This is a genomic window from Shewanella sp. SM87 (assembly GCF_025653705.1).
In the GTDB taxonomy this organism is placed as follows: domain Bacteria; phylum Pseudomonadota; class Gammaproteobacteria; order Enterobacterales; family Shewanellaceae; genus Shewanella; species Shewanella oncorhynchi.
In genome coordinates this window covers 1-24,934 of record NZ_JAKKSC010000046.1, presented here as the reverse complement: position 1 = coordinate 24,934, position 24,934 = coordinate 1, and the positions used below count along the sequence as shown (strand labels likewise).

The 24,934-nt window shown below is 45.4% G+C and carries 40 protein-coding genes, 1 rRNA gene and 1 pseudogene; 7 read left to right on the top strand and 35 right to left on the bottom strand.

Annotation, left to right across the window (positions count from 1 at the left end; genetic code table 11):
- The 5 genes from L5M11_RS22160 to L5M11_RS22140 form a co-directional block, all read right to left on the bottom strand.
- Positions 1-238 (bottom strand): 16S ribosomal RNA (locus tag L5M11_RS22160); the annotation flags it as partial.
- 510 nt (positions 239-748) lie between these two features.
- Positions 749-1,336, bottom strand: coding sequence for a TlpA family protein disulfide reductase (locus L5M11_RS22155; RefSeq protein WP_131525726.1), 588 nt, complete (start codon positions 1,334-1,336; stop codon positions 749-751).
- A complete protein-coding gene (gene nrfF / locus L5M11_RS22150; protein WP_105251045.1) occupies positions 1,333-1,812 on the bottom strand; it encodes a heme lyase NrfEFG subunit NrfF in 480 nt (159 codons plus the stop codon). The genes L5M11_RS22155 and nrfF overlap by 4 nt, the downstream gene beginning before the upstream one ends.
- Positions 1,809-2,363 (bottom strand): DsbE family thiol:disulfide interchange protein, encoded by a 555-nt coding sequence (locus L5M11_RS22145; RefSeq protein ID WP_105251044.1) that lies wholly within the window; start codon positions 2,361-2,363, stop codon positions 1,809-1,811. The genes nrfF and L5M11_RS22145 overlap by 4 nt, the downstream gene beginning before the upstream one ends.
- 11 nt (positions 2,364-2,374) lie before the next feature.
- Complete coding sequence (locus L5M11_RS22140; RefSeq protein WP_263149156.1) at positions 2,375-4,354, bottom strand: heme lyase CcmF/NrfE family subunit; 1,980 nt, start codon at positions 4,352-4,354, stop codon at positions 2,375-2,377.
- Positions 4,355-4,754: 400 nt separating this feature from the next.
- On the opposite strand from L5M11_RS22140, the gene ccmI reads away from it, so the two are divergent.
- Complete coding sequence (gene ccmI, locus L5M11_RS22135; protein ID WP_263186775.1) at positions 4,755-6,005, top strand: c-type cytochrome biogenesis protein CcmI; 1,251 nt, start codon at positions 4,755-4,757, stop codon at positions 6,003-6,005.
- Positions 6,006-6,066: 61 nt separating this feature from the next.
- Here the strand turns inward: ccmI and L5M11_RS22130 are convergent, their stop codons facing one another.
- Positions 6,067-6,366 (bottom strand): c-type cytochrome, encoded by a 300-nt coding sequence (locus L5M11_RS22130; protein WP_105251041.1) that lies wholly within the window; start codon positions 6,364-6,366, stop codon positions 6,067-6,069.
- A 318-nt stretch (positions 6,367-6,684) separates the two neighbouring features.
- Between L5M11_RS22130 and ccmA the strand changes: the two genes are divergently transcribed.
- From ccmA to L5M11_RS22100, 6 genes are all read left to right on the top strand, one after another.
- The gene (gene ccmA / locus L5M11_RS22125) at positions 6,685-7,335 is read left to right on the top strand and encodes a cytochrome c biogenesis heme-transporting ATPase CcmA (protein ID WP_131525727.1); all 651 of its coding nucleotides are present in this window, start codon (positions 6,685-6,687) and stop codon (positions 7,333-7,335) included.
- 11 nt (positions 7,336-7,346) lie between these two features.
- Positions 7,347-8,033, top strand: a complete 687-nt coding sequence (gene ccmB, locus L5M11_RS22120; RefSeq protein WP_006079706.1) for a heme exporter protein CcmB — start codon at positions 7,347-7,349, stop codon at positions 8,031-8,033.
- Position 8,034: 1 nt separating this feature from the next.
- Positions 8,035-8,781, top strand: coding sequence for a heme ABC transporter permease (locus L5M11_RS22115; RefSeq protein ID WP_105251039.1), 747 nt, complete (start codon positions 8,035-8,037; stop codon positions 8,779-8,781).
- Positions 8,781-8,981 carry a heme exporter protein CcmD gene (gene ccmD, locus L5M11_RS22110; RefSeq protein ID WP_105253042.1) on the top strand — a complete coding sequence of 67 codons (201 nt, stop codon included), beginning with the start codon at positions 8,781-8,783 and terminating at the stop codon, positions 8,979-8,981. The genes L5M11_RS22115 and ccmD overlap by 1 nt, the downstream gene beginning before the upstream one ends.
- Positions 8,978-9,466: a cytochrome c maturation protein CcmE gene (gene ccmE, locus L5M11_RS22105; RefSeq protein ID WP_105251038.1), complete on the top strand. Its 489-nt coding sequence runs from the start codon at positions 8,978-8,980 to the stop codon at positions 9,464-9,466. Before ccmD ends, ccmE begins: the two co-directional genes overlap by 4 nt.
- 142 nt (positions 9,467-9,608) lie before the next feature.
- Positions 9,609-10,613, top strand: a complete 1,005-nt coding sequence (locus L5M11_RS22100; RefSeq protein ID WP_263193250.1) for an ABC transporter substrate-binding protein — start codon at positions 9,609-9,611, stop codon at positions 10,611-10,613.
- Between the two features lie 57 nt (positions 10,614-10,670).
- On the opposite strand, the gene rplQ is transcribed toward L5M11_RS22100, so the two are convergent.
- From rplQ to tuf, 29 genes and pseudogenes are all read right to left on the bottom strand, one after another.
- Positions 10,671-11,066, bottom strand: a complete 396-nt coding sequence (gene rplQ / locus L5M11_RS22095; protein WP_006083573.1) for a 50S ribosomal protein L17 — start codon at positions 11,064-11,066, stop codon at positions 10,671-10,673.
- Between the two features lie 40 nt (positions 11,067-11,106).
- Positions 11,107-12,096 carry a DNA-directed RNA polymerase subunit alpha gene (locus L5M11_RS22090; protein ID WP_006083574.1) on the bottom strand — a complete coding sequence of 330 codons (990 nt, stop codon included), beginning with the start codon at positions 12,094-12,096 and terminating at the stop codon, positions 11,107-11,109.
- A gap of 24 nt (positions 12,097-12,120) precedes the next feature.
- Positions 12,121-12,741, bottom strand: coding sequence for a 30S ribosomal protein S4 (gene rpsD, locus L5M11_RS22085; RefSeq protein WP_006083575.1), 621 nt, complete (start codon positions 12,739-12,741; stop codon positions 12,121-12,123).
- 32 nt (positions 12,742-12,773) lie between these two features.
- Positions 12,774-13,166 (bottom strand): 30S ribosomal protein S11, encoded by a 393-nt coding sequence (gene rpsK, locus L5M11_RS22080; protein WP_006083577.1) that lies wholly within the window; start codon positions 13,164-13,166, stop codon positions 12,774-12,776.
- Between the two features lie 15 nt (positions 13,167-13,181).
- Positions 13,182-13,538, bottom strand: a complete 357-nt coding sequence (gene rpsM / locus L5M11_RS22075) for a 30S ribosomal protein S13 (RefSeq protein WP_011787581.1) — start codon at positions 13,536-13,538, stop codon at positions 13,182-13,184.
- Between the two features lie 117 nt (positions 13,539-13,655).
- On the bottom strand, positions 13,656-13,769 hold the full coding sequence (gene rpmJ / locus L5M11_RS22070; RefSeq protein WP_006083579.1) for a 50S ribosomal protein L36: 114 nt from the start codon (positions 13,767-13,769) through the stop codon (positions 13,656-13,658).
- A gap of 21 nt (positions 13,770-13,790) precedes the next feature.
- Positions 13,791-15,131, bottom strand: a complete 1,341-nt coding sequence (gene secY, locus L5M11_RS22065) for a preprotein translocase subunit SecY (RefSeq protein ID WP_007644459.1) — start codon at positions 15,129-15,131, stop codon at positions 13,791-13,793.
- Positions 15,132-15,138: 7 nt separating this feature from the next.
- Entirely contained in the window at positions 15,139-15,573 is a 435-nt protein-coding gene (rplO, locus tag L5M11_RS22060; protein ID WP_006083581.1) for a 50S ribosomal protein L15, read from the bottom strand.
- 3 nt (positions 15,574-15,576) lie between these two features.
- The gene (rpmD, locus tag L5M11_RS22055; RefSeq protein WP_006083582.1) at positions 15,577-15,759 is read right to left on the bottom strand and encodes a 50S ribosomal protein L30; all 183 of its coding nucleotides are present in this window, start codon (positions 15,757-15,759) and stop codon (positions 15,577-15,579) included.
- Between the two features lie 6 nt (positions 15,760-15,765).
- Positions 15,766-16,269, bottom strand: a complete 504-nt coding sequence (gene rpsE / locus L5M11_RS22050) for a 30S ribosomal protein S5 (protein ID WP_006083583.1) — start codon at positions 16,267-16,269, stop codon at positions 15,766-15,768.
- An 11-nt stretch (positions 16,270-16,280) separates the two neighbouring features.
- Positions 16,281-16,631 carry a 50S ribosomal protein L18 gene (rplR, locus tag L5M11_RS22045; RefSeq protein ID WP_006083584.1) on the bottom strand — a complete coding sequence of 117 codons (351 nt, stop codon included), beginning with the start codon at positions 16,629-16,631 and terminating at the stop codon, positions 16,281-16,283.
- A gap of 10 nt (positions 16,632-16,641) precedes the next feature.
- Positions 16,642-17,175: a 50S ribosomal protein L6 gene (gene rplF, locus L5M11_RS22040; protein ID WP_105251036.1), complete on the bottom strand. Its 534-nt coding sequence runs from the start codon at positions 17,173-17,175 to the stop codon at positions 16,642-16,644.
- Positions 17,176-17,185: 10 nt separating this feature from the next.
- On the bottom strand, positions 17,186-17,578 hold the full coding sequence (gene rpsH, locus L5M11_RS22035) for a 30S ribosomal protein S8 (RefSeq protein WP_006083586.1): 393 nt from the start codon (positions 17,576-17,578) through the stop codon (positions 17,186-17,188).
- Between the two features lie 24 nt (positions 17,579-17,602).
- On the bottom strand, positions 17,603-17,908 hold the full coding sequence (rpsN, locus tag L5M11_RS22030) for a 30S ribosomal protein S14 (protein WP_006083587.1): 306 nt from the start codon (positions 17,906-17,908) through the stop codon (positions 17,603-17,605).
- A gap of 10 nt (positions 17,909-17,918) precedes the next feature.
- On the bottom strand, positions 17,919-18,458 hold the full coding sequence (gene rplE, locus L5M11_RS22025; RefSeq protein WP_006083588.1) for a 50S ribosomal protein L5: 540 nt from the start codon (positions 18,456-18,458) through the stop codon (positions 17,919-17,921).
- A 12-nt stretch (positions 18,459-18,470) separates the two neighbouring features.
- The gene (rplX, locus tag L5M11_RS22020; RefSeq protein WP_006083589.1) at positions 18,471-18,785 is read right to left on the bottom strand and encodes a 50S ribosomal protein L24; all 315 of its coding nucleotides are present in this window, start codon (positions 18,783-18,785) and stop codon (positions 18,471-18,473) included.
- An 11-nt stretch (positions 18,786-18,796) separates the two neighbouring features.
- The gene (gene rplN / locus L5M11_RS22015; protein WP_006083590.1) at positions 18,797-19,165 is read right to left on the bottom strand and encodes a 50S ribosomal protein L14; all 369 of its coding nucleotides are present in this window, start codon (positions 19,163-19,165) and stop codon (positions 18,797-18,799) included.
- Positions 19,166-19,345: 180 nt separating this feature from the next.
- The gene (gene rpsQ / locus L5M11_RS22010) at positions 19,346-19,594 is read right to left on the bottom strand and encodes a 30S ribosomal protein S17 (RefSeq protein WP_006083591.1); all 249 of its coding nucleotides are present in this window, start codon (positions 19,592-19,594) and stop codon (positions 19,346-19,348) included.
- Positions 19,594-19,785 (bottom strand): 50S ribosomal protein L29, encoded by a 192-nt coding sequence (rpmC, locus tag L5M11_RS22005; protein ID WP_006083592.1) that lies wholly within the window; start codon positions 19,783-19,785, stop codon positions 19,594-19,596. The genes rpsQ and rpmC overlap by 1 nt, the downstream gene beginning before the upstream one ends.
- Complete coding sequence (gene rplP / locus L5M11_RS22000; RefSeq protein WP_006083593.1) at positions 19,785-20,195, bottom strand: 50S ribosomal protein L16; 411 nt, start codon at positions 20,193-20,195, stop codon at positions 19,785-19,787. Before rplP ends, rpmC begins: the two co-directional genes overlap by 1 nt.
- Positions 20,196-20,206: 11 nt before the next feature.
- The gene (gene rpsC, locus L5M11_RS21995) at positions 20,207-20,899 is read right to left on the bottom strand and encodes a 30S ribosomal protein S3 (RefSeq protein WP_006083594.1); all 693 of its coding nucleotides are present in this window, start codon (positions 20,897-20,899) and stop codon (positions 20,207-20,209) included.
- A 9-nt stretch (positions 20,900-20,908) separates the two neighbouring features.
- A complete protein-coding gene (gene rplV / locus L5M11_RS21990) occupies positions 20,909-21,241 on the bottom strand; it encodes a 50S ribosomal protein L22 (protein WP_006083595.1) in 333 nt (110 codons plus the stop codon).
- A gap of 15 nt (positions 21,242-21,256) precedes the next feature.
- Positions 21,257-21,535 carry a 30S ribosomal protein S19 gene (gene rpsS, locus L5M11_RS21985; protein ID WP_006083596.1) on the bottom strand — a complete coding sequence of 93 codons (279 nt, stop codon included), beginning with the start codon at positions 21,533-21,535 and terminating at the stop codon, positions 21,257-21,259.
- Between the two features lie 14 nt (positions 21,536-21,549).
- Complete coding sequence (rplB, locus tag L5M11_RS21980; RefSeq protein ID WP_006083597.1) at positions 21,550-22,374, bottom strand: 50S ribosomal protein L2; 825 nt, start codon at positions 22,372-22,374, stop codon at positions 21,550-21,552.
- 16 nt (positions 22,375-22,390) lie between these two features.
- Entirely contained in the window at positions 22,391-22,693 is a 303-nt protein-coding gene (gene rplW / locus L5M11_RS21975) for a 50S ribosomal protein L23 (RefSeq protein ID WP_025008843.1), read from the bottom strand.
- A complete protein-coding gene (rplD, locus tag L5M11_RS21970) occupies positions 22,693-23,298 on the bottom strand; it encodes a 50S ribosomal protein L4 (protein ID WP_113941598.1) in 606 nt (201 codons plus the stop codon). The genes rplW and rplD overlap by 1 nt, the downstream gene beginning before the upstream one ends.
- A 17-nt stretch (positions 23,299-23,315) precedes the next feature.
- The gene (gene rplC / locus L5M11_RS21965; RefSeq protein ID WP_006083600.1) at positions 23,316-23,954 is read right to left on the bottom strand and encodes a 50S ribosomal protein L3; all 639 of its coding nucleotides are present in this window, start codon (positions 23,952-23,954) and stop codon (positions 23,316-23,318) included.
- Between the two features lie 30 nt (positions 23,955-23,984).
- Positions 23,985-24,296, bottom strand: a complete 312-nt coding sequence (gene rpsJ, locus L5M11_RS21960) for a 30S ribosomal protein S10 (protein WP_006083601.1) — start codon at positions 24,294-24,296, stop codon at positions 23,985-23,987.
- Between the two features lie 334 nt (positions 24,297-24,630).
- Positions 24,631-24,934 (bottom strand): annotated as a pseudogene (gene tuf, locus L5M11_RS21955) (elongation factor Tu); the annotation flags it as partial.

Sequence of the window (24,934 nt, the reverse complement as noted above, 5' to 3'; positions counted from 1 at the left end):
CCTAGGTTCATCCAATCGCGGAAGGCCCGAAGGTCCCCTCCTTTCCCCCGTAGGGCGTATGCGGTATTAGCAGTCGTTTCCAACTGTTATCCCCCTCGACTGGGCAGATCCCTAGGCATTACTCACCCGTCCGCCGCTCGCCACCTCAGRAGTAAACTCCCTTGTGCTGCCGCTCGACTTGCATGTGTTAGGCCTGCCGCCAGCGTTCAATCTGAGCCATGATCAAACTCTTCAATTAAAGTTTTGTTGCTTCCGTCTTACGACTTCAGCGGCTCAATGAATTCTGATTTTTTGTTTCTAGCTAAAGAAACAAACTGTACATATTACTATGAACACTCATTGTTACATTGATTTAAATTTTTGACTGCCAACCCGAAGGCTAAGCAGTTTCGATTAACTCAACACCTGTGAGTGTCCACACAGATTTCTTGTTTTATCTTGTTAAAGAGCGTTGACCACATACCGTTGCCGGCGGGTCGTGCTGATGCTTCATCAGCTCAGGGTCGTGCATTTTACGCATTTCCCGTTTCGCGTCAAGGAGTATTTTTCAACTTCTTGCTGCGGTTGAATTAAGTGCTTAAAAGCTACTCAATTTAACCTAACTCGTCAGCCTGCTTAACGCTGTCTGCCGTGTCAGTGGATGCGCATTATAGGCAGCAGAAGATTTTGTGCAAGGGCTTTTTAAATGAAAAAAGATCGCATGGCGATCTTTTAAACAATGGCGATTATTTTACATGCAAAGTGCCCATTAATTGGGCTTTTTGCTGCCTTTATCGATAAAACCTTGGATTAGCGAGACGGCTTTTACGTCATCCCAATCAACATAGGATCGAACAAAGGCAATTAATTGACCCTGTTGATCAAGAATAAAGGTCGCAGGAATCGTGTCGAGCGGAAAAACGTTTCCAAGACTTTGTGGTTGATCATAGTAAGAGTTGAAATTCGCCATACCCAATGAACTTAAGAACGGCTGAACCTGCTGCTTACCTTCTGCATCAATAGAGATAGGCAGCACGACAAAATCTTCAGTCTTGAACTTAGTTGCTAACCTTTCGATTGCAGGCAACTCTCTGACGCATGGCGGACACCAAGTCGCCCACATGTTAACCATAATGATCTTGCCTTTAAAGTGGCTGAAGTCGATAGCTTTACCATCGACATCATTAAAGGCAACAGGCTCAATAGGAAAAGTCTTTGGCAGTACATTGATCAAATCAACCGTTGATTCCATCGGTTTAGCCGTTTGCTGCATACCAGGGTACGCATGCGCGACCCCAGCAACAAATACCGAAAGAATGGATGACAACATAAATGCCGTTATGACTTTATGCTTCATTTTGTATTGCGCTTTAGCAAGGTATCTAACTCGCGCTGATCTTCTGCGCTAATTTCGTTCGGCACATTACCGCCAATACGTTGCTTACGAATGAAGATGAATCCAATCACTAGACCCAGAAGTAATAAACCAATAGGACCTAACCAAAGAATGTAGGTCTTGGTTTCCATCTTAGGTTTATAGAGAACAAACTCACCGTAACGACTAGTCATAAACTCGATGATCTCATCATCCCCTTTTCCTTCGTCAACCATCTTGAATACCTCAAGACGCAGATCTCGAGCAACGGGTGAATTGGAGTCGATCAAATTTTGGTTTTGACACTGTGGACAACGTAGTTCATGTGCCAAAGACAAACCGCGCTTTTGATTTTCAGGTGACTTGAATTCGTAAGTATCAACTGGTGTTGCCATGACGGCGGTCGTCATGCTGAACATCAGCACTAGACCACCTATGATTTTTATCAGCGTTCTCATGCTGCGCCATCCTTCGCTGCTTCAGCTTGTAATTGTTGGATCATAGGGTAAAGGGTTTCACTCCATACGCGTTGGTCTATTGGACCTGCATAACGGAAACGGATAATACCGTTGTGATCAACAATAAAACTCTCTGGAGCACCATAAACGCCAAGATCTAATCCTAAACGCCCATCTTTATCATAAATATTAACGTTGTAGGGGTCGCCCTGACGTTTTAACTCTTCTAACGCAGGAACACGCTCATCACGATAGTTGATCCCGTAAATTGGCAGAAGATTTTTACGTTTTAGCATCACTAAGAAAGGATGCTCATATTTACAAGATGGACACCACGTCGCCCATACGTTAAGTAATGATACCTTACCTTTTAATTGCTCATTCGTTATTATCTCAGCCGGTGTTTCTAGGCGTTCCAGTTGGAAAGCCGGAATAGGCTTCCCTTCCAGTGCTGAATCCAATTGCTGCGGATTCAGAAATAACCCTTTATATAGAAACACCCCCATGGCGAGAAATATGACCAATGGGATAAACAGAACCAACTTCTTCATACATTCCCCAATTATTGAGCCGTTGCCAATTTTGCCTTTTCGGCCAAAGGCGCGACGGCTGCAGTGACTTTCGCACGGTAACGTTTATCCGATGCAGCGAAGAATCCACCTATCATCATGAAAATTGCCCCAAACCATAACCAACGCACGAACGGCTTATAGTTTAAACGAACCGCAAATTCAGTGCTGGTAATAGGATCGCCCATAGTCACGTACAAGTCACGGAATAGACCCCAGTCAATACCGGCTTCTGTCATATCCATAGTTCGCACATTATATTGACGACGATCGGGTTTTAGTAATGTCAGTAGCTCATCGCCCTTGTAGATCTCTATCTGTCCCTGCTGTGCAGTGTAGTTAGGACCCACGACGTTTTTGGTCTCGAGATACTTAAAAGTATAACCGGCGAGCTCTTGGCTTACACCAGGTCCCATACGAACACTTTTCTCAATCGAGTAATTTGACACCATAGTGGCACCAATCACAGAAACGGCAATACCGAGATGCGCGAAGATCATACCAAGCTGACTACGGCCCATGCGACTGATGCTGATATCACCTTCTTTCGACTTGACCATGTTATAGGCCGCTCTTGCGGTAGCCAGAATAATCCAAGCCGCGGCTGCAATACCAAAGGTAACCCAAATATTGAATACACCATCGACGATAAAAGGCGTCACAATACCGATAACAGCAGCAATCATTGCTGGGATCAATAGCTGACGCTTAAGCTCGCCCGCTTTCGATTTTTTCCAACGAATAATTGGACCAATACCCATAAAGCCAAATAGCACTAATACGATAGGCACGAACACCGCATTAAAGTATGGGGGTCCAACAGAGATTTTACCCATGCCAAGCGCGTCGATGAGCAATGGATATAATGTACCCAATAGTACTGTACCTGCGGCAACTGTCAGTAGCACGTTACACACTAAGAGCATAGTTTCTTTAGACTTAAGCTCGAAACGGGCAGGACTACTCATTTCACTGGCACGTAAAGCAAACAGTGTTAATGAACCGCCAACAGCTAAACCAAGTAACAACAGGATGAACATACCGCGGCTTGGATCGGCTGCGAATGAATGCACTGAGGTTAATACACCAGAGCGAACAATAAAGGTACCAAGCAAACTTAAAGAGAAAGCGAAAATAGACAGTAATACAGTCCAGTTACGGAAGGCGCCGCGTTTCTCAGTCACAATCAAAGAGTGAACAAGCGCAGTACCCACTAACCAAGGCATAAAAGAGGCGTTCTCAACAGGATCCCAGAACCACCAACCGCCCCAGCCTAATTCATAATAAGCCCACCAAGATCCTAGTGCGATACCGCCCGTAAGGAAGGTCCAAGCAGCCAATGTCCATGGACGAGTCCAACGAGCCCATGCAGAATCGAGACGGCCGCTCATCAGCGCAGCAATCGCAAATGCAAAGCTTACAGAGAAGCCCACATAACCTAAGTACAACATAGGAGGATGGAAGATTAATCCCACGTCCTGCAGCATTGGATTTAAGTCACGACCTTCGGCTGGGATCGGGAATAAACGTTCAAATGGGCTAGATGTGAGTAGCATAAACAAACTAAAGCCAATCACAATAAGAGCCAATACTGCCAGCACACGGGCAGTAAACACTTCTTCTAAACCTTTGCTAAACAAGGCAACCGCAGCCGCCCAAGTTGATAAAGCAAACACCCAAAATAACAGTGACCCTTCATGACCGCCCCATACGGCCGAGATCTTAAAGAAGATAGGTAACTGAGAATTTGAATGATGTGCCACATAGGCGACCGAGAAATCATCGACGGCAAAACTATAAGCCAGCACGACAACAGATAAGGTAATAAAAAAGAACATTCCGTACGTTAATGGCCAAGCGTACCTAACAAGGTATTGGTCTTTTCTGGCAACACCTATTAGGGGGACGCTGATTAATAAGAAGGCAAAAGCCACCCCTATTATCAACGCAAAGTGTCCAAGTTCTGGGATCATGGGTTTTCCTCAGTCTTCAATAATATGTTGATTTAGAAAGACTCTATCTCAACGCACAACATGCTATTCACGCAAATGCACGAAATTTTGCTCATTTTAGTATTTGCTATTGTTCCTGTCTGCCTCTTTCGTACAAAACTGGGTTACTTGTCTCATTCTCAATTTTAGAGGTCGATGAAAGTCACGGAAGAGGCTCAGTTCTGCATGTGACCGACAAATGACACTTAAGTTTCATACAAAATTTACAAGAAGAATCAATTTGTGAACCAGTGCCCAACTATAAGCTTTCAGCACTGGGATTACCTTATATTACTGTTCAATGAACAATCTTTACGTATAATCTTGCTTCCAAGCCTAGCGGTTACTCCGCTTTCTGCAAACTAAAGTGAATATAGAAACAATGACGACATTTTGGATTTTTATTGCGCTTGTTATGTTAGTCGGCCTGATGCTGATTTGGATCCCGCACTTCAGACAGCAAAAATTGCTGAAAACGGAAGAAGCTGGAGTTCGTAAACAAACGAACCTTGAATTGTTCAATGAGCGCTTAGGCGTTCTTGAAAAAGAATTAAGTGAAGAGCTACTCGATCAAGCCGAATTTGATGCATTGAAGAAAGAACTGGAAATCAGTCTACTCCAAGACATCAAACAAGCGAACGACGATTCACTGGTCAACCAAATAAAGCCAAAGACGATTCTGTGGCCGTCGATCATGTCAGTTTGTTTGATTGTTATCTCAGGCTATCTCTATCAACACTTAGGTGCCTTCGAGAATATTGATAGTGCTCAACAACCTGCAAATCCACATGCAGGAATGGATACGGCTCAAATCATGATGCAACGCGTGCAGATGATGGAAGCTCAAGTTAAAGCCGAGCCAGAAAACAGCCAACTGTGGTTTAGCTTAGGTCATGCTTATGTATCGGCAAACCAATACGATAAAGCGATTGCGGCTTTCGATAAAGTAATCGAATTAGTCGGAAAGCATGCAGAATTGCTCGGTCCAAAAGCAACGGCGATGTATTACAAAGCGGGTCAACAAATGACACCGCAAATCCAAGCTCTTATCAATGAGTCTTTAGCAATGGATGCCCAAGATCCTTCAACGCTACTGCTCGTGGGTATGGATGCTTTCTTTACTGCTGACTACAAGAAAGCCATCACCTCTTGGCAAACGATTTTAGATAGCGGTCGTGCCGACGTTGATCGTGCTGCTCTTATGAATGCAATCGAAACCGCTAACTTACGCATGCAGTCGGAAACCGCTGGCATGCCAAATGATGATGCACATAAGCAAGTCAAAGCGAGTGCTAAATCGGTCAATGTCACTATATCTATCTCTGCAGAACTTGCGGCTAAAGCCAGTCCAGAAGACACCATTTTCATCTTTGCCCGTGCAACTGAAGGACCTAAAGTCCCATTAGCCGCAACCAAAGTCAGTGCTAGGTCTTTCCCGATTACAGTGACATTAGATGACAGCAGCGGTATGGGTGGTGATGTGAAGTTAAGCGATGCAGCCAATGTGGAAGTGATTGCTGTACTGTCTAAACAAGGTAATATCAAACCGCAAACGGGTGATATTCAAGGCAAGATCAGTAAAGTCGCCGTAGGCGATACAGCGAACCTAGTACTTGATACCCAAGTGCAATAAATCGCAGTTAATTGCAGATATAAAAAAACCGGCTTTCGCCGGTTTTTTTATATCTGAAGAATTACTTAGCTGTAGACATAAATTTGATAGCAGCTTTGTAATCATCATCAGTACAATCAGTACACATACCACCTGGTGGCATAGCATTCAGACCGGTTTTCACACTCTTCACTAAAGCGTCAACACCCTTAGCTAAGCGTGGTTCCCATTCTGCAGCGTTGTGTACTTTTGGAGCACCAGCAACACCCATACTGTGGCATACGGTACATGCCTTATTATAAATAGCCTCAGCATCTTGAGCTGAAGCGTTAACTGACATAGTCAAAGCAGCGACAGCAGTCATTGCTAACAGTTTTTTCATGTTCAATGTTCCTAATGCAAATACGTACAAAGCTCGGCGCCGCCCTTACTTAGGCAGACTCATTATAGCCGACTAAGATTACTACAAACTTCAAGAAATCTCATCTTTTTGTGATTAGAATCTCAACACAAAATGAATCAGGCGACAAGGATGACAAATTCGTTAATATATTAGCAAGTCGTAAAAAAGTTCGATAAATATTGCGGTTATTGGAACCACATCATATTGCTGACATCTAGTGCAAACCAAGAGTAAACCCCCAATAACGTTTGTGTTAGAATGACTTGTGTTTCCTTCCGGCTTGAGATAGAGGGTTCAGTGACAAATATAACTAAAGAAACCACATTAGTGTCAGCCAGCAAGCTGACCTGTATCCGCGAAGAACGCATCCTCTTTGATGAGTTAAGTTTTGATATAAATGCCGGTGACATTGTTCAGATTGAAGGCCCTAACGGCGCAGGCAAGACCAGTTTATTACGCATATTGGCGGGCCTTTCTCGCCCCTATGCCGGACAAACTTTTTACATTAATGAAGACATAAACCGTTGCCGCGATGAATACAATGAAGACCTCTTGTATTTAGGCCATTTAGCTGGCGTGAAATGCGAGCTGACTGCCGAAGAAAACCTTAATTTCAATTTAAGAATCAGTGGTTATGATGACTTTGATACGTCAGAGATTTTAGCAAAAGTCAATTTAACGGGCTTTGAAGAAGCTCTCGCGGGGCATTTATCCGCAGGCCAGCATCGCAGAACAGCGCTATCAAGATTGTGGCATAGCAACTGTAAAATTTGGATCCTTGACGAACCTTTTACTGCAATCGATAAAAAAGGTGTCGAAGAACTGGAGCAGTTATTTATTCAGCATGCGGATAATGGTGGCTGTGTGATCCTCACAACTCACCAAGATATGGGCATTATCACAGATGATAGGCTTCGTAAAATTCGTCTAGATTATCGCTTCATATAAGGTCAGGCTCAATGAAAAGAGGCATCAGTTTTACCCAAGCATTTTTCACCTTGCTGCAGCGAGATCTTAAAATTGCTATTCGCCACCGCGGCGACATTTTTAACCCACTACTATTTTTTATTATGGTTGTTACCTTGTTTCCGCTGGGGATTGGACCAGAACCGCAAATGTTAGCACGTGTGGCACCAGGGATAATTTGGGTAGCCGCATTATTAGCATCAATGTTGTCACTTGAAAGGCTTTTCAAAGCCGACTTTAGTGATGGTAGCTTAGAGCAAATGCTGTTAAGTCCGCAGCCATTAGCCATTCTCGTATTAGCTAAAGTGTTAGCCCACTGGATTTTAACTGGTGTGCCACTGATTATTATCGCACCACTGTTAGCGGTATTACTCAATCTAGATGGCAACAGCTACGGTGCGTTAATTTCGACGCTTGCGCTAGGCACGCCAGTATTGTCGCTGTTAGGTGCTATTGGTGTGGCATTAACCGTCGGTCTAAGAAAAGGCGGCGTGTTACTCAGCTTACTTATTTTGCCCCTATATATCCCAGTACTCATTTTTGCAACGAGTGCTATAGACGCGGCAGGAATGAATTTACCCTATGATGGTCAGCTCGCTATAATAGGCGCTATGCTGGTCGGATCGTTAACCTTAGCACCTTTTGCAATTGGTGCATCTCTGCGAGTGAGTACTAACTAAAATGTGGAAATGGTTACACCCTTACGCGGATCCTGAACGCGCATATAAATTATCAGGAACGTTATTTCCATGGTTTGCGATCTTAGCTGGTCTATTGATTGCTGTTGGCACTACATGGGGACTCGTCTTCGCGCCGACGGATTACCAGCAGGGTGATAGCTACCGTATTATCTTTATCCATGTTCCTGCCGCGTCTATGTCAATGGCGGCTTATATGGGTATGGCAACAGCGGCCTTTATCGGTCTAGTTTGGCAGATAAAACTTGCCGACTGGGCTGCAGCATCTATTGCTCCCATTGGCGCAGTGATCACCTTTATCGCACTCTTTACTGGAGCGGCATGGGGTAAACCTATGTGGGGTGCTTGGTGGGTATGGGATGCACGCTTAACTTCTGAGCTGGTATTACTATTCCTATATCTAGGTGTGATCTCGCTCTATGCCTCATTTGAGGATAAAGTGCTCGCAGCTCGTGCAGCAGGGATCTTAGCGATCGTCGGTGTGATCAATATTCCTATCATCAAATACTCTGTTGAATGGTGGAGCTCATTACATCAACCGTCGACAATACGCATTACCGAGAAATCGACAATGTCGACGGAAATGCTCTATCCACTGTTGATTAACATACTGGGCTTCGGTCTTATGATTGGCGCCATCACTATTGTTCGTTTTAGAGCAGAAATTTTAGCAAGAAATGGCATGCGCCCTTGGGTCCGTGAACTAGCTAAAGCGGAGGAGGTCAAATGATGCAATTCGATTCAATCAGTGATTTTTTTAATATGGGCGGCTATGCATTCTATGTATGGCTATCCTACGGAGTGACCTTCTTCTGCCTCTCTACGCTCATCATTACCAGCGCACGCCAAAAGCGTAAGGTGTTAATTGATATCGCGAAGAAGATGGATAGAGAAGAACGCCTAAAAGAAACCAGGAGTACTAAATCGTGAACCCAAGACGCAAAAAAAGACTGACATTAGCTGTAGCATTAATCGGTGGCGTTGCTGCGATTACTTCGCTTTTGCTCTATGCGCTGAACTCCAACTTGAACTTATTCTATACTCCGTCTGAAATTGTCCACGGCAAGACAGACACTGGCGTAAAACCTGAAATTGGCCAACGTATTCGTGTCGGCGGAATGGTGACGGTAGGTTCTATGGTGCGAGATCCCAAAAGCTTGCATGTCGAATTTGCAGTGCATGACTCCCTCGGCGGCGAAGTACTGGTCACTTATGACGACCTATTGCCCGATCTTTTCCGTGAAGGACAAGGCATTGTTGCTCAGGGTGTACTGGGTGCTGATGGCAAACTAGAAGCTACTGAAGTACTGGCCAAGCATGATGAAAACTACATGCCACCAGAAGTCGCTGAAGCCATGGGCCAAAAGCACGAAAAGTTAGATTATAGCCAGCAAAAGGCACCTGATACAAAGTAGGTTATTGATGGATCAGCAATAGCGTACAAACTAAGCCTCCTAGCTTAATAACTAGTGAGGCTTTTTTATTATCTCAATATGCACAATTAAAGGTGGACTATACTCTAGGCAGCGCCAATACCTAAGATTGCATATGATTCAAATGAGACAACTAAACTCTAATTTGCAACACATTCTAAGCTTCCTAATTATCTGCTTGATAGGCCTCTCTCAGGAAGCCAATGCTGCTAAAGTTGTTGTTATCGAAAGCTACCATCATAGCTATCAATGGGACCAAGAATACTATCAAGCGATTTATGACACGCTCAGCCCTCACCACGATGTTAGTTATTTCGAGATGGATACCAAACGCTTACCCCAAGAGCAATTTACTGAACGAGCTGACTTAGCATGGAAATACATTCAACAACAAGAACCTCAATTGGTTATTCTCGCCGATGATAATGCGGTTAATCTCTTACACCAGCGCCTAAATGACAGCCTAATCCCAGTAGTCTATTTAGGGGTGAACATGAATCCTAGAGAATATCATCTCAATGAACACAAACGCTTCACAGGGGTCATTGAGAGACCACTACTACGACGTTCACTACTGCTCATTCAACGTTTACTACCGCAGACTGTACATAGAAAAATCTTAGTTCTATTCGACCAAGGAGTCACCTCTGACTCAGCGGCTGAATACATCAGTAAACAACACTCAAGCATGTTAGGCGATATCGAAGTTAATTTAGTGCAATTGTCACAGCTAACAGATTGGCAGCGGAATGTATTGACCGCGAAGGAACAGGGTTATAACGCTATAGTCGTGGCGCTATACCACACAGTTAGAGATGCAGATAATCGCTCAGTAGATGCAGATCAGCTCCTAAAATGGATATCTGAACATACTCCGGTACCGAATTTTGGGTTTTGGGGATTTAGTGTCTCTGCTGAAGGCAATATTGGTGGCTATGTTCTCGATGGCTATCATCATGGCAAGATTGCAGCGAATATGGCGACAAAAATACTCGGCGGCGAGAAACCCGAAAATATTTTCCCAGTAACAGATGATCTTGGAAAATACATGTTTAGCCAGAAAGGCTTATCCAAATGGAATATCATCCTCCCAAAAGAAATCGAGAAAACCACACTTTGGGTGAAATAGTTAAAAAGGCATAAAAAAGCCGGGCTAATGCCCGGCTTTTTAAAAGTGTAACCTTAATTACTCAGCAGCTTCAACATCAACAGCTTGAGCAGCTTCTGGGCGACCAACTAGCTCGATGTAAGCCATAGGGGCTTTATCACCAGCACGTAAACCGCACTTAAGGATACGGGTATAGCCACCAGGACGTTCCTGGTAACGTGGACCCAACTCAGTAAATAACTTACCAACGACTTCAGCGTCGCGAGTACGTGCAAACGCTAAACGACGGTTTGCAACGCTGTCACTCTTAGCAAGTGTTATCAGAGGCTCAACTACGCGACGCAGTTCTTTCGCTTTAGCCACAGTTGTCTTGATGATCTCATGACGAACTAGTGAACCGGCCATGTTGCGAAACATGGCTTGGCGATGACTGCTGTTACGGTTTAGTTGACGACCACTCTTACGATGGCGCATGACCTAATCCTTATAACCTAAATCTGTACAAACCTGAGACTTATAGGTCGTCTGCTAAACTAGCTGGAGGCCAGTTTTCCAAACGCATACCTAACGACAGTCCGCGAGAAGCTAAAACATCCTTAATTTCAGTAAGAGATTTCTTACCTAAGTTCGGGGTTTTCAGCAACTCAACTTCAGTGCGCTGTACCAGATCTCCGATGTAATGAATCGCTTCGGCTTTCAAGCAGTTAGCCGAACGTACAGTTAGCTCTAAATCGTCGACAGGACGCAGCAGAATCGGATCGAATTCCGGTTTCTCTTCTTTCAGCTCTGGCTCAGTCACGTCACGTAACTCTACAAACGCATCTAGCTGTTCAGCCAGAATAGTTGCAGAACGACGGATAGCTTCCTCAGGATCGATAGTACCGTTTGTGGTCATATCGATAACGAGTTTATCTAAGTCAGTACGCTGTTCTACACGTGCTGCTTCTACATTGTAGGCAATACGTGCAACTGGCGAGAAAGAAGCATCAACCAGCAAGCGGCCGATTGGGCGATCATCGTCTTCGGTCTGTGCACGAGCAGATGCTGGTACATAACCACGACCACGCTCAACGCGAATACGCATGCTGATATCATTGTTACCTGTCAGATGACAGATAATATGATCAGGATTCACGATAGTGACATCACCATCATGCGTGATATCTGCTGCGATGACAGGGCCTGCGCCGGACTTGCTCAACGTAAGCATAGCCTCGTCTTTACCCTCGATGGTCACTGCTAACCCTTTCAGGTTTAACAAGATCTCAAGGATATCTTCTTGAACGCCTTCCTTACTGCTGTATTCGTGCAGTACACCGTCAATCTCGACTTCGGTAACCGCGCAGCCGGGCATAGACGACAATAGGATGCGACGCAACGCGTTACCTAAAGTGTGGCCGAAACCACGCTCAAGTGGTTCCAATGTAACCTTGGCACGTGTTGAGTTAACCTGCTCGATATCAACGAGACGCGGTTTAAGAAATTCTGTAACAGAACCCTGCATTGTGTCCTCTCTTGTTTGTTAGCCTTACTTAGAGTAAAGCTCGACGATCAGCTGTTCGTTAATTTCCGCAGACAAATCGCTACGTTCTGGAACGCGCTTGAAAGCACCTTCCATTTTCGCGTTGTCGACTTCAACCCATGTAGGCTTCTCGCGTTGAGCTGCCACTTCTAAAGCCGCTTTAATACGAGCTTGAGTACGTGACTTCTCGCGGATGCTCACAACATCATTCGCAGACACTTTGAATGATGGAATGTTAACAACACGACCGTTAACCATAATAGATTTATGGCTTACTAGCTGACGTGATTCTGCACGAGTTGCACCGAAGCCCATACGATAAACAACGTTATCAAGACGGGTTTCTAAAAGCTGAAGCAGGTTTTCACCTGTGTTGCCTTTAGTACGTGCAGCATCTTTGTAATAGTTACGGAATTGTTTTTCTAACACACCGTAAATACGACGAACTTTTTGTTTTTCGCGTAACTGAGTACCGTACTCTGACAAACGTGGCTTACGAGCGCCATGTTGTCCAGGTGCAGTTTCCAGTTTACACTTTGAATCGATTGCTCTCACACCGCTTTTTAAGAAAAGGTCTGTACCTTCTCGGCGGCTGAGCTTGAGCTTGGGACCCAAGTATCTTGCCATGATCTTTCTCCAACTATCCTAATGAAACGGCGTTATACACGACGCTTTTTAGGAGGACGACAACCATTATGAGGGATCGGCGTCACATCGGTAATGTTGGTAATTTTATAACCAACAGCGTTCAGCGCACGAATGGCTGACTCACGACCTGGACCTGGACCCTTCACAAACACTTCAAGGTTTTTTAAACCGTAGTCTTGAGCAGCAGCACCTGCACGCTCAGCAGCCACCTGTGCAGCAAATGGAGTAGATTTACGTGAACCACGGAAACCTGAACCACCTGAAGTAGCCCATGACAACGCATTACCTTGACGATCTGTAATGGTGACAATAGTGTTGTTGAAAGAAGCATGGATATGAGCCATGCCATCTGCAACCTGTTTACGTACGCGCTTACGCGGAGAACGTGACGGAACTTTAGCCATTGCTTTACCTTCCCGTTACTTTCTAATAGGTTTACGTGGACCTTTACGCGTACGCGCATTGGTCTTAGTACGTTGCCCACGGAGAGGCAGGCTACGGCGATGGCGGAGACCACGATAACAACCAAGATCCATAAGACGCTTGATGTTCATTGAAATCTCACGACGTAAGTCACCTTCTACTAGGTATTTGGCGACTTCTTCGCGTAGTGTGTCTATTTGAGCTTCGCTCAATTCCTTGATCTTAGCAGTTTCAGCGATTGCTGTAGCCGCGCAGATTGCTCTAGCGCGAGTACGGCCGATGCCGAAAATTGCAGTCAATGCGATGACTGTATGCTTTTGATCAGGAATGTTAATGCCAGCGATACGGGCCACTATGCACTCCTTAAAGTTAAAGGCCAACTGCGAAAAGCCCGAAAGGATACTCGACAGTCGACAGATTTGCAAACAAAATTTTGTTCAGCCCAATTCATGGGCTGAACAAATTACTTTTTAGCCTTGACGCTGTTTGTGTTTTGGTTCAACACAGATAACGCGTACAACGCCACTACGCTTGACGATCTTGCAGTTACGGCAGATCTTCTTCACGGAAGCTCGAACTTTCATTTCATCACTCCGTAAAGCTACTTAGCGACCAAAGCGATCTAAATTCGCTTTGTTAACTAGGTTAGCTTTCTTCATCACAGACTCATACTGATGAGACATCATATGCGTCTGAACCTGAGCCATGAAGTCCATGATTACGACTACCATAATTAGTAGTGAAGTACCGCCGAAATAGAACTGTACTTTCCACGCAATTAACATGAACTCCGGAATTAAGCAGATAAAGGTTATGTATAACGCGCCTGCCAATGTCAAACGGGTCATAACTTTATCAATGTAACGCGAAGTCTGTTCTCCAGGACGGATCCCAGGGATGAATGCACCACTCTTCTTCAAGTTATCTGCTGTTTCACGTGGGTTAAACACCAACGCAGTATAGAAGAAACAGAAAAAGATAATCGCTGTTGCATATAATAATGAGTAAAGCGGTTGTCCAGGTGACACAGCCAGTGAAAAATCACTCAACCATGACATGGACTCATTTTGACCGAACCACTGAGCCAGTGTTCCAGGAAACAAAATGATGCTTGACGCAAAAATTGGCGGAATAACACCTGCCATGTTTATTTTCAGCGGTAGATGGGTACTTTGCGCAGCGAACACCTTACGGCCTTGCTGACGCTTAGCATAGTTAACGACTATACGACGCTGACCACGTTCCACAAACACTACAAAATAAGTCACTGCAAACACAATTACCGCGAGCAACAACAATACTAACACATTCAAGTCACCTTGACGCGCCTGCTCAGCCGTTTGGCCGATAGCGGAAGGTAATCCAGCAACAATACCTGCGAAAATCAAAATCGAGATACCATTACCTATACCACGTTCGGTAATTTGCTCACCTAGCCACATAAGGAACATAGTTCCTGTCACTAAGCTTACAACCGCAACAAAGTAGAATCCAAATCCAATGTTGACCACAAGGCCTGGCACTAAGTTTGGTAACCCGGTTGCAATACCGACCGACTGGAATGTACCCAGCACTAAGGTACCCCATCTGGTATATTGACTGATTTTCTTACGTCCTGATTCGCCTTCCTTTTTCAATTCAGCGAGTGCAGGATGTACGACAGTCAACAGTTGCATGATAATCGATGCCGAAATGTACGGCATAATACCTAATGCAAAGATAGAGGCACGCTCAAGGGCACCACCCGAGAACATGTTAAACATGCCAAGGATGGTTCCACTTTGCTGAGCAAACAGCTCTGCTAATACAGCTGCGTCAATACCAGGAATTGGCACAAACGAACCGGCTCTAAAGACGATAATCGCACCAATCACGAACAGGAGGCGAGCTTTCAATTCTGAAAGTCCACCTTTCGCGCTTTTTAAATCAAGTCCTGGTTTTGCCATCGACGTATTATTCCTCGATCTTACCGCCGGCAGCTTCAATAGCTGCACGTGCACCTTTGGTTACCTTCAGACCTTTAACAGTCACAGGGCGCTCAATGGTACCTGAAAGAACAATTTTCGCAAACTGGATGTTGCGAGTTATTACGTTCGCATCTTTCAGAGCGTTTAAGTCGATAACATCACCGTTAACTTTTGCCAGTTCGAGTACACGAACTTCAGCTGTTACCATAGCGCGACGCGAGGTAAAACCAAATTTAGGTAAACGGATTTTAAGTGGCATTTGACCACCTTCGAATCCTGGGCGTACACCGCCACCAGAGCGAGACTTTTGGCCTTTATGACCACGACCCGCTGTTTTACCTAGACCTGAGCCCATACCACGGCCTACACGCTTTGGTGCATGCTTAGAGCCTGCAGCTGGAGATAGAGTATTTAAACGCATGTATTAATCCTCCACCTTAACCATGTAGTAGACCTTGTTGATCATACCGCGAACAGAAGGAGTATCTTCTAATTCAACAGTGTGACCAATGCGACGCAAACCAAGACCCGTTAGGGTTGCACGGTGCTTCGGTAAACGACCGATACCGCTTTTAGTTTGAGTAACTTTTACAGTTTTAGTTGCCATGGTGCATTACCCCCGAATTTCGTCAACATTCAGGCCACGCTTAGCTGCGATTTGCGAAGGTGACTTCATGTGCACCAAAGCATCGACAGTCGCGCGAACGATGTTGATCGGGTTAGTAGAACCGTATGCTTTTGACAGAACGTTATGCACGCCTGCTACTTCCAATACGGCACGCATTGCGCCACCGGCAATAATACCAGTACCTTGTGATGCAGGTTGCATGTACACAAGAGAACCAGTATGACGACCTTTAACTGGGTGATGCAGAGTACCTGCATTCAACTCAACGGTCACAATGTTACGACGAGCTTTTTCCATCGCTTTTTGAATCGCGGCTGGAACTTCACGTGCTTTGCCATAGCCATAGCCAATCTTACCGTTACCGTCACCCACTACTGTCAGTGCTGTGAAGCTAAAGATACGACCGCCCTTAACTACTTTAGAAACACGATTAACTGCAATTAATTTCTCTTGCAGATCGTCTTTTTGCTGAGCTTCTAATTTAGCCATTTTATAACCCCTTAGAACTTCAGGCCAGCTTCACGAGCTGCATCTGCTAAAGCAGCTACACGACCGTGATACTTGAAACCAGAACGATCGAACGCAACTGAAGTTACGCCTTTTTCGATCGCGCGCTCAGCAACAAATTTACCTACTGCTTTCGCTGCGTCTACGTTACCGGTACTCTTCAGTAGCTCTTTAACCGCTTTTTCTACGGTTGAAGCAGCTGCCAACACCTGAGCTTCAGGATTGATCACCTGAGCATAAATGTGACGCGGTGTACGATGTACAACCAGACGGTTCACGCCCAGCTCTTGGATCTTCTTACGAGCGCGAGTAGCGCGACGTAAGCGAGATGTTTTCTTATCCATATCGCGTTACCTACTTCTTCTTAGCCTCTTTACGGCGTACTACTTCGTCGTCATAGCGAACACCTTTGCCTTTGTATGGCTCTGGTGGACGGTATCCGCGAATCTCAGCAGCGACTTGGCCAATTAACTGTTTATCAACGCCACGTAGGACGATGTCAGTTTGGCTAGGGCACTCTGCAGTAACGCCTGCGGGCAGTTTGTGTACTAACGGATGAGAGAAACCTAAAGTAAGGTCGATATCAGCACCGACGAGTTTCGCACGGTAACCAACGCCAACTAACTTTAACTTACGCTCAAAACCTTGAGATACACCAACAACCATGTTGTTTACTAATGCACGAGTTGTACCAGCCTGTGCCCAAGCGTTAACAACGCCTTCAACAGGGAGGAACTTAACTACGCCGGCTTCAATAACAACATTGACCGCATTGTTGATCACTCGAGTCAGACTACCTTTTCCGCCTTTGACGGTAAGGGTCTGTTCGTTCAAGGTCACCTCTACGCCAGCTGGAATAGATACTGGTGCTTTTGCTACACGAGACATTCCTAGCTCCTTAAGCTACGTAGCAGATAACCTCGCCACCCATGCCTGCAAGGCGGGCGGCACGATCAGTCATCAAGCCTTTAGAAGTGGACACAATTGCGACACCCAGACCGCCCATCACCTTTGGTAGTTCGTTTTTACCTTTGTAAATACGAAGACCAGGGCGACTTACACGCTGGATAGTCTCAACGACTGGTTGGCCTTGGAAATACTTTAAAGTAACTTCCAGTTCAGGCTTGGCTTCATCTGCTACGGCGTAATCAGCAATATAACCTTCATCTTTAAGTAGTTTCGCAATTGCGACTTTCAACTTAGCTGAAGGCATCTTCACTGATACGTGGTTAGCAGCTTGGCCGTTACGAATACGGGTTAACATATCCGCAATAGGATCTTGCATGCTCATATTAGCTTACTCCGTGACAAGTGCTTACCAGCTGGCCTTACGCAGGCCAGGAACTTCACCACGCATGGTTGCTTCACGTAATTTGATACGGCTTAAGCCGAATTTACGTAAGAAGCCATGAGGGCGACCAGTTTGATTACAACGATTGCGTTGACGCGCAGCGCTGGAATCACGTGGTAGAGCTTGCAGCTTAAGAACCGCATCCCAACGATCTTCGTCAGAAGAAGCTGGACTTGCAATGATAGTCTTAAGAGCCGCACGCTTTTCAGCGTACTTGGCCACGAGCTGTGCACGTTTAGCTTCACGTGCTTTCATTGATGTTTTTGCCATTACGCTACCCTTATTTCTTGAATGGGAAGTTAAAAGCGTCTAACAAAGCACGACCTTCTTCATCATTCTTCGCAGTAGTAGTGATAACAATATCCATACCACGAATCTTATCGATTTTATCGTAATCGATTTCTGGGAAGATGATCTGCTCACGCACGCCCATTGCGTAGTTACCACGGCCGTCAAACGCTTTAGCGCTTAAGCCACGGAAGTCACGAATACGTGGGATTGCGATATCGACTAAACGCTCTAAGAATTCCCACATACGCTCACCGCGTAGGGTCACTTTACAGCCAATAGGGTAGCCTTCACGGATTTTAAAACCAGCAACTGACTTACGAGCTACAGTCACAACTGGCTTTTGACCAGCGATTGCAGTCATATCACGGACAGCATGGTCCATGATTTTCTTGTCTGCAACAGCTTCGCCAACACCCATGTTCAGGGTGATTTTCTCAATCCGAGGGACTTGCATGACACTGGTATAACCGAACTTTTTAGCAAGTTCAGCGACAACAGTCTCTTGGTATTTATCATGCAGTTTCGCCATCGTTTACTCCAATTACTTAACGAGTTCACTGTTCGATTTGAAGAAACGAACTTTTTTGCCGTCTTCAAAGCGGAAACCAACGCGATCAGCTTTGCCAGTGGCAGAGTTGAAAATCGCTACATTTGATGCTTGTATCGGTGCTTCTTTCTCAACAATACCGCCAGCTACACCCAATTGTGGGTTTGGCTTTTGGTGTTTTTTGACAAGATTGATGCCTTCAACAATCAATTTACCAGTAGGAAGGACTTGAGAAACTTTTGCACGTTTACCCTTGTCTTTACCTGCTAATACAATCACTTCGTCTTCACGACGTATTTTAGCTGCCATTTTGAAGCTCCTTACAGTACTTCTGGTGCCAGCGAGACAATTTTCATAAATTGCTCATTACGCAATTCACGTGTCACTGGTCCAAAGATACGAGTACCAATCGGCTGCAGGTTGTTGTTCAAAAGAACAGCTGCATTCCGATCGAAGCGAATGACAGAACCGTCTGGACGACGTACGCCTTTCTTAGTACGGACTACCACCGCGTTATACACATCGCCTTTCTTCGCTTTAGCGCGAGGAATCGCTTCTTTAACAGAAACTTTGATGATGTCGCCGATACCGGCATAACGACGATGAGAGCCACCCAAGACCTTAATACACTGAACTCTGCGTGCGCCGCTGTTACAAGCAACGTCAAGAGTCGATTGCATTTGGATCATTTTAAGTGCTCCGCTATCGTTACTACACAATTCCCACTATGGGACAATAAAAACACTCATTTTTGCTATTAATTTAGTCAAAAATGGCGCGCAAATATAACACCATAAAAGTGGAATGTATAGTATTAAAAAACAAACGGCCCCACATTCTGGAGCCGTTTACCTAAATACCTAATTAACTTAGGCCTTTGATACTACTTCAACCAGGGTCCAAGACTTAGTCTTAGACAAAGGACGACATTCGCGAATCGCTACTAAATCGCCTTCATTGCACTGATTCGTTTCGTCATGTGCATGGATCTTTGTCGTACGCTTAATGTATTTCCCATAAATTGGGTGTTTCACTTGGCGTTCGATAGCAACAGTAATGGACTTGTCCATTTTGTTGCTAGTTACACGACCCTGCAAAGTACGGATTTTATCAGACATTATGCACCCGCCTTAGAAGTAATAATGGTCTTAACGCGCGCAATATTACGGCGCACCAATTTCAGTTGATTAGTCTGAGTCAACTGACCAGTGGCGTGTTGCATACGCAGGTTGAACTGCTCACGCAGCAGACCAAGTAGTTCAGCGTTCAGTTCTTCAACGCTCTTTTCTCTCAGTTCGCTCGCTTTCATTACATCACCGTCTTAGTTACGAAGGTAGTCTTAATTGGAAGCTTGGCAGCAGCCAAAGCAAACGCTTCACGAGCGATCACTTCAGAAACACCATTCATCTCATAAAGAACCTTACCAGGTTGAATCTGACATACCCAGTATTCAACGTTACCTTTACCTTTACCCATACGCACTTCAAGAGGCTTAGAGGTAATCGGCTTGTCCGGGAAAACTCGAATCCAAATTTGTCCCTGACGCTTAATGTGACGTGTCATGGCACGACGTGCAGATTCGATCTGACGTGCAGTTAAACGGCCACGGCCGACTGCTTTCAGACCAAAAGTACCAAAGCTAACTTCGGTACCGTTCGCTAGACCGCGGTTGCGGCCTTTGAACATCTTGCGAAACTTCATACGTTTAGGTTGCAGCATTGCCGGCTCTCCTATTTACCACGAGGCTTGCGCTTAGGTTGCTGCTGCTTCGGCTCTTCAATCTGTGGCAGCATTCCGTCTAGAACTTCACCTTTGAAGATCCAAACTTTAACGCCAATCACACCGTATTGGGTGTGACTTTCAGATGTAGAATAGTCGATATCAGCACGCAAAGTATGTAAAGGTACACGACCTTCACGATACCACTCATCGCGCGCAATCTCAGCTCCGCCTAAACGGCCACTAACTTGTACTTTGATACCTTGAGCACCAATACGCATTGCGTTTTGAACTGCGCGCTTCATAGCACGACGGAACATTACGCGACGCTCTAATTGCTGTGCAATAGAGTCAGCAACTAACTTGGCATCTAGCTCAGGTTTACGGATCTCAGCGATGTTAATTTGAGCAGGAGTGCCAGCAAGTTTTGACACTGCAGCACGCAATACTTCAACGTCTTCACCTTTCTTACCGATCACAACACCTGGACGGGCAGTGTGAATGGTAACGCGGATGCTTTTCGCTGGACGCTCGATAACAATCTTAGATACTGAAGCAGCTTGTAATTTCTCTACAAGAAACTTACGCACTTCCCAGTCGCTGTTCAGGTTACTTGCGTAATCTGATTTATCTGCGTACCAGGTAGAGATCCAAGGCTTGGTGATACCCAGACGGATACCATTAGGATGTACTTTCTGTCCCATTGCTCTCTCCTAGCGATCTGATACAACCACAGTAATGTGGCTGGTACGCTTCATGATACGATCAGCGCGGCCTTTAGCACGTGGCATGATACGCTTCATAGTTGGGCCTTCATCTACGAAGACGGCTCCGACTTTAAGCTCATCAATATCCGCGCCTTCGTTGTGTTCGGCGTTTGCGATAGCTGAGTCAAGTACTTTTTTAACCAGTACGGCGGCTTTCTTGGGGCTGAAAGTCAAAATCTCGAGGGCCTTAGCAACAGGCAATCCACGAATTTGATCAGCAACCAGACGGGCCTTCTGCGCAGACGTACGGGCAAAACGATGTTTAGCTAAAACTTCCATCTTATTCCTCCCGTATTAACGCTTCTTCGCTTTCTTATCTGCAGCATGGCCGCGATAAGTGCGAGTTGGTGAAAATTCACCAAGTTTGTGGCCGATCATTTCGTCAGTTACGAACACAGGAACGTGCTGACGACCATTATGGACAGCGATGGTCAAACCAATCATATTTGGAATGATCATAGAGCGACGTGACCAAGTCTTAATAGGCTTTTTGTCACCGGCTTCCATCGCTTTCTCTACCTTCTTCAGCAAGTGCAGGTCAATGAAGGGACCTTTCTTGAGAGAACGTGGCATGGCGAATCCTCTTACTATTTATTACGACGACGTACGATGTACTTGTCAGTGCGCTTGTTACTACGAGTTTTATAACCCTTAGTTGGCACACCCCATGGAGTCACTGGGTGACGACCACCAGAAGTACGGCCTTCACCACCACCGTGTGGATGGTCTACTGGGTTCATTGCAACACCACGCACTGTAGGACGTATGCCTCTCCAGCGCTTAGCACCTGCTTTACCTAACTGGCGTAGCATGTGTTCGGCATTACCAACTTCACCAAATGTCGCGCGGCAATCAACTGGCACTTTACGCATTTCGCCAGAGCGAAGACGTAGAGTGGCATATGCGCCATCACGAGCAACAACTTGTACATAAGCACCTGCAGAACGAGCGATCTGAGCACCTTTACCAGGCTTCATTTCAACTGCGTGAACTACAGAACCTACTGGGATGTTGCGCAGTGGCATAGCGTTACCGGTTTTGATCTCGGCAGCAACACCAGACTGGATCTTATCGCCAGCTTGCATGCCTTTGGCAGCAAGAATATAACGACGCTCACCATCCGCATACAATACTAACGCGATGTTAGCAGTACGGTTTGGATCGTATTCCAGACGCTCAATCTTTGCAGGGATACCATCTTTATCGCGTTTGAAGTCGATTAGACGATAATGCTGCTTATGACCACCACCTACGTGACGGACAGTGATACGGCCAGTATTGTTACGGCCACCACTTTTAGATTTTTTCGCCAACAAGCCAGCAAAAGGTTTACCCTTGTGCAGGTCAGTGTTCACCACTTTAACTACGTGGCGACGACCTGGAGAGGTTGGCTTACACTTAATAACTGCCATGATAATTCTCCTTTGCTTACTCAGCGCCGCCGACGAAATCGATGTCAGCACCAGCAGCTAGAGTCACATAGGCTTTTTTCCAATCGCTACGACGACCAGTACGGCCACCAGTGCGTTTAGTTTTGCCTTTGCTCACTAAAGTGCGAACTGAATCAACTTCAACTTCAAATAGCTTAGCAACAGCAGCTTTAATTTCAGCTTTAGTTGCATCGATAGCTACGCGGAAAACAACAGTGTTGTGCTTCTCAGCGTTCACAGTGCTCTTTTCAGAGATATGTGGAGCGAGAATAACTTTTAGCAAACGTTCTTCGCGGATCATCATGCTAGCATCTCCTCGATTTGCTTCACTGCGTCAGCAGTCACAAGCACAGTGTTGAAGGCGATCAGACTCACTGGGTCTAGACCCGCTACATCACGAACGTCAACCTTGTACAGGTTACGAGCTGCTAAGAATAAGTTCTCATCAACTTCTGCAGTCACAATCAGAACGTCTTCAAGGTTCATTGCTTTCAATTTAGCTTTCAGCTCTTTAGTTTTAGGAGCTTCAACACCGAAAGATTCAACAATAACCAAACGCTCTTGACGTACCAATTCAGACAGAATGCTTCTCAGCGCGCCGCGGTACATCTTTTTGTTAACTTTTTGGCTGTGATCTTGGGTTTTAGCAGCGAATGTTACGCCACCACCACGCCAGATTGGGCCTTTAACAGAACCAGCACGAGCACGGCCAGTTCCTTTTTGGCGCCAAGGCTTTTTGCCTGAGCCAGTTACTTCCGCACGAGTCTTTTGAGCACGAGTGCCCTGACGCGCGTTTGCAGCGTATGCTACAACTACCTGATGAACCAGTGCCTCGTTAAAGTCACGGCCGAAGGTAGTTTCGGAAACTTCAAGAGCGCTTTGCGCGTCTTTCAATACCAATTCCATTACTATCTCCTCAGACCTTAAGCTTTAACGGCAGGCTTGATAATCAAGTCGCCATTGGTAGCGCCAGGAACAGCGCCACGGACTAGTAGCAGGTTACGCTCAACATCTACACGAACAACAACTAGATTTTGAGTAGTAACACGCTCGGCACCCATATGGCCTGACATTTTTTTGCCTTTGAATACGCGACCAGGCGTTTGGTTCTGACCGATAGAACCATTCGAGCGGTGCGACAAAGAGTTACCGTGAGTCATATCTTGAGTACGGAAGTTCCAACGCTTAACGCCGCCTTGGAAGCCTTTACCTTTTGATTGACCAGTAACATCAACTTTCGCTACGTCTGCGAAAATATCAACATTTAGCTCAGCACCAACTTCAATGCCCTCGCCTTCACCGTCTACCAAACGCATTTCCCACAAACCACGACCGGCTTCAACGCCGCTCTTGGCAAAGTGACCTGCTTCTGGTTTAGTGATGCGATTGGCTTTTTTGGTGCCAGTTGTAACTTGAAGTGCACGGTAGCCGTCAGTTTCTAAAGTTTTCACTTGAGTAACACGGTTGCCTGCAACTTCAATTACAGTAACTGGTATTGAAACACCATCTTCAGTGAAGATGCGAGTCATACCAACTTTACGACCAATAAGACCGATAGCCATCTCTCAAACCTCTTCTTACTAGGATCTCAATTAACCCAAGCTAATCTGTACGTCGACACCAGCCGCAAGATCTAAACGCATTAACGCGTCAACAGTCTTTTCAGTTGGCTCTACGATGTCAACCAGGCGCTTGTGTGTACGTAATTCGTACTGGTCACGAGCATCTTTATTAACGTGCGGAGAGATCAAAATGGTATAACGCTCTTTGCGAGTAGGTAGTGGAATTGGACCACGAACCTGCGCGCCTGTACGCTTAGCAGTTTCAACGATTTCCGCTGTAGACTGATCAATTAAGCGATGATCAAATCCCTTTAAGCGGATACGGATTCTTTGGTTCTGCATTGACCAGAGCTCCTAAAATGGACATATAAAAAATCACCCTCTAGCTTCTTCAATATAGAAAAGCAGAGCGAGATGATTTAACCGTTCGACTCCCAATCGGAGCCGCTATGATAATGATTAACTTCAGCGACTAATCATTTAATTCGTTAACCTAAGTCGACGAGGGGGCCATTATACCTATCTAAATCCGGATATCAAGCCCGCTGTGTAAATAGTCATCAAATAACTATTTAACTTCAGAGTGGCGAGCATTTTACACAAATTTGTGAATAAAACCAGCCCTCAAACAAAAAAGGAAGCCGAAGCTTCCTTTTCAAACTAATTTCTATCGCAATTAAGCGATGATTTTAGCTACTACACCAGCACCAACTGTACGACCACCTTCACGRATTGCGAAGCGTAAACCTTCGTCCATCGCGATTGGGCAAATCAGAGTCACTACCATTTTGATGTTGTCGCCAGGCATTACCATCTCTACGCCTTCTGGCAGTTCGATAGTACCGGTTACGTCAGTTGTACGGAAGTAGAACTGTGGACGGTAGCCTTTGAAGAATGGAGTGTGACGTCCGCCTTCTTCTTTTGACAGAACATAAACTTCTGATTCAAAAGTGGTGTGTGGGTTGATTGAACCTGGTTTA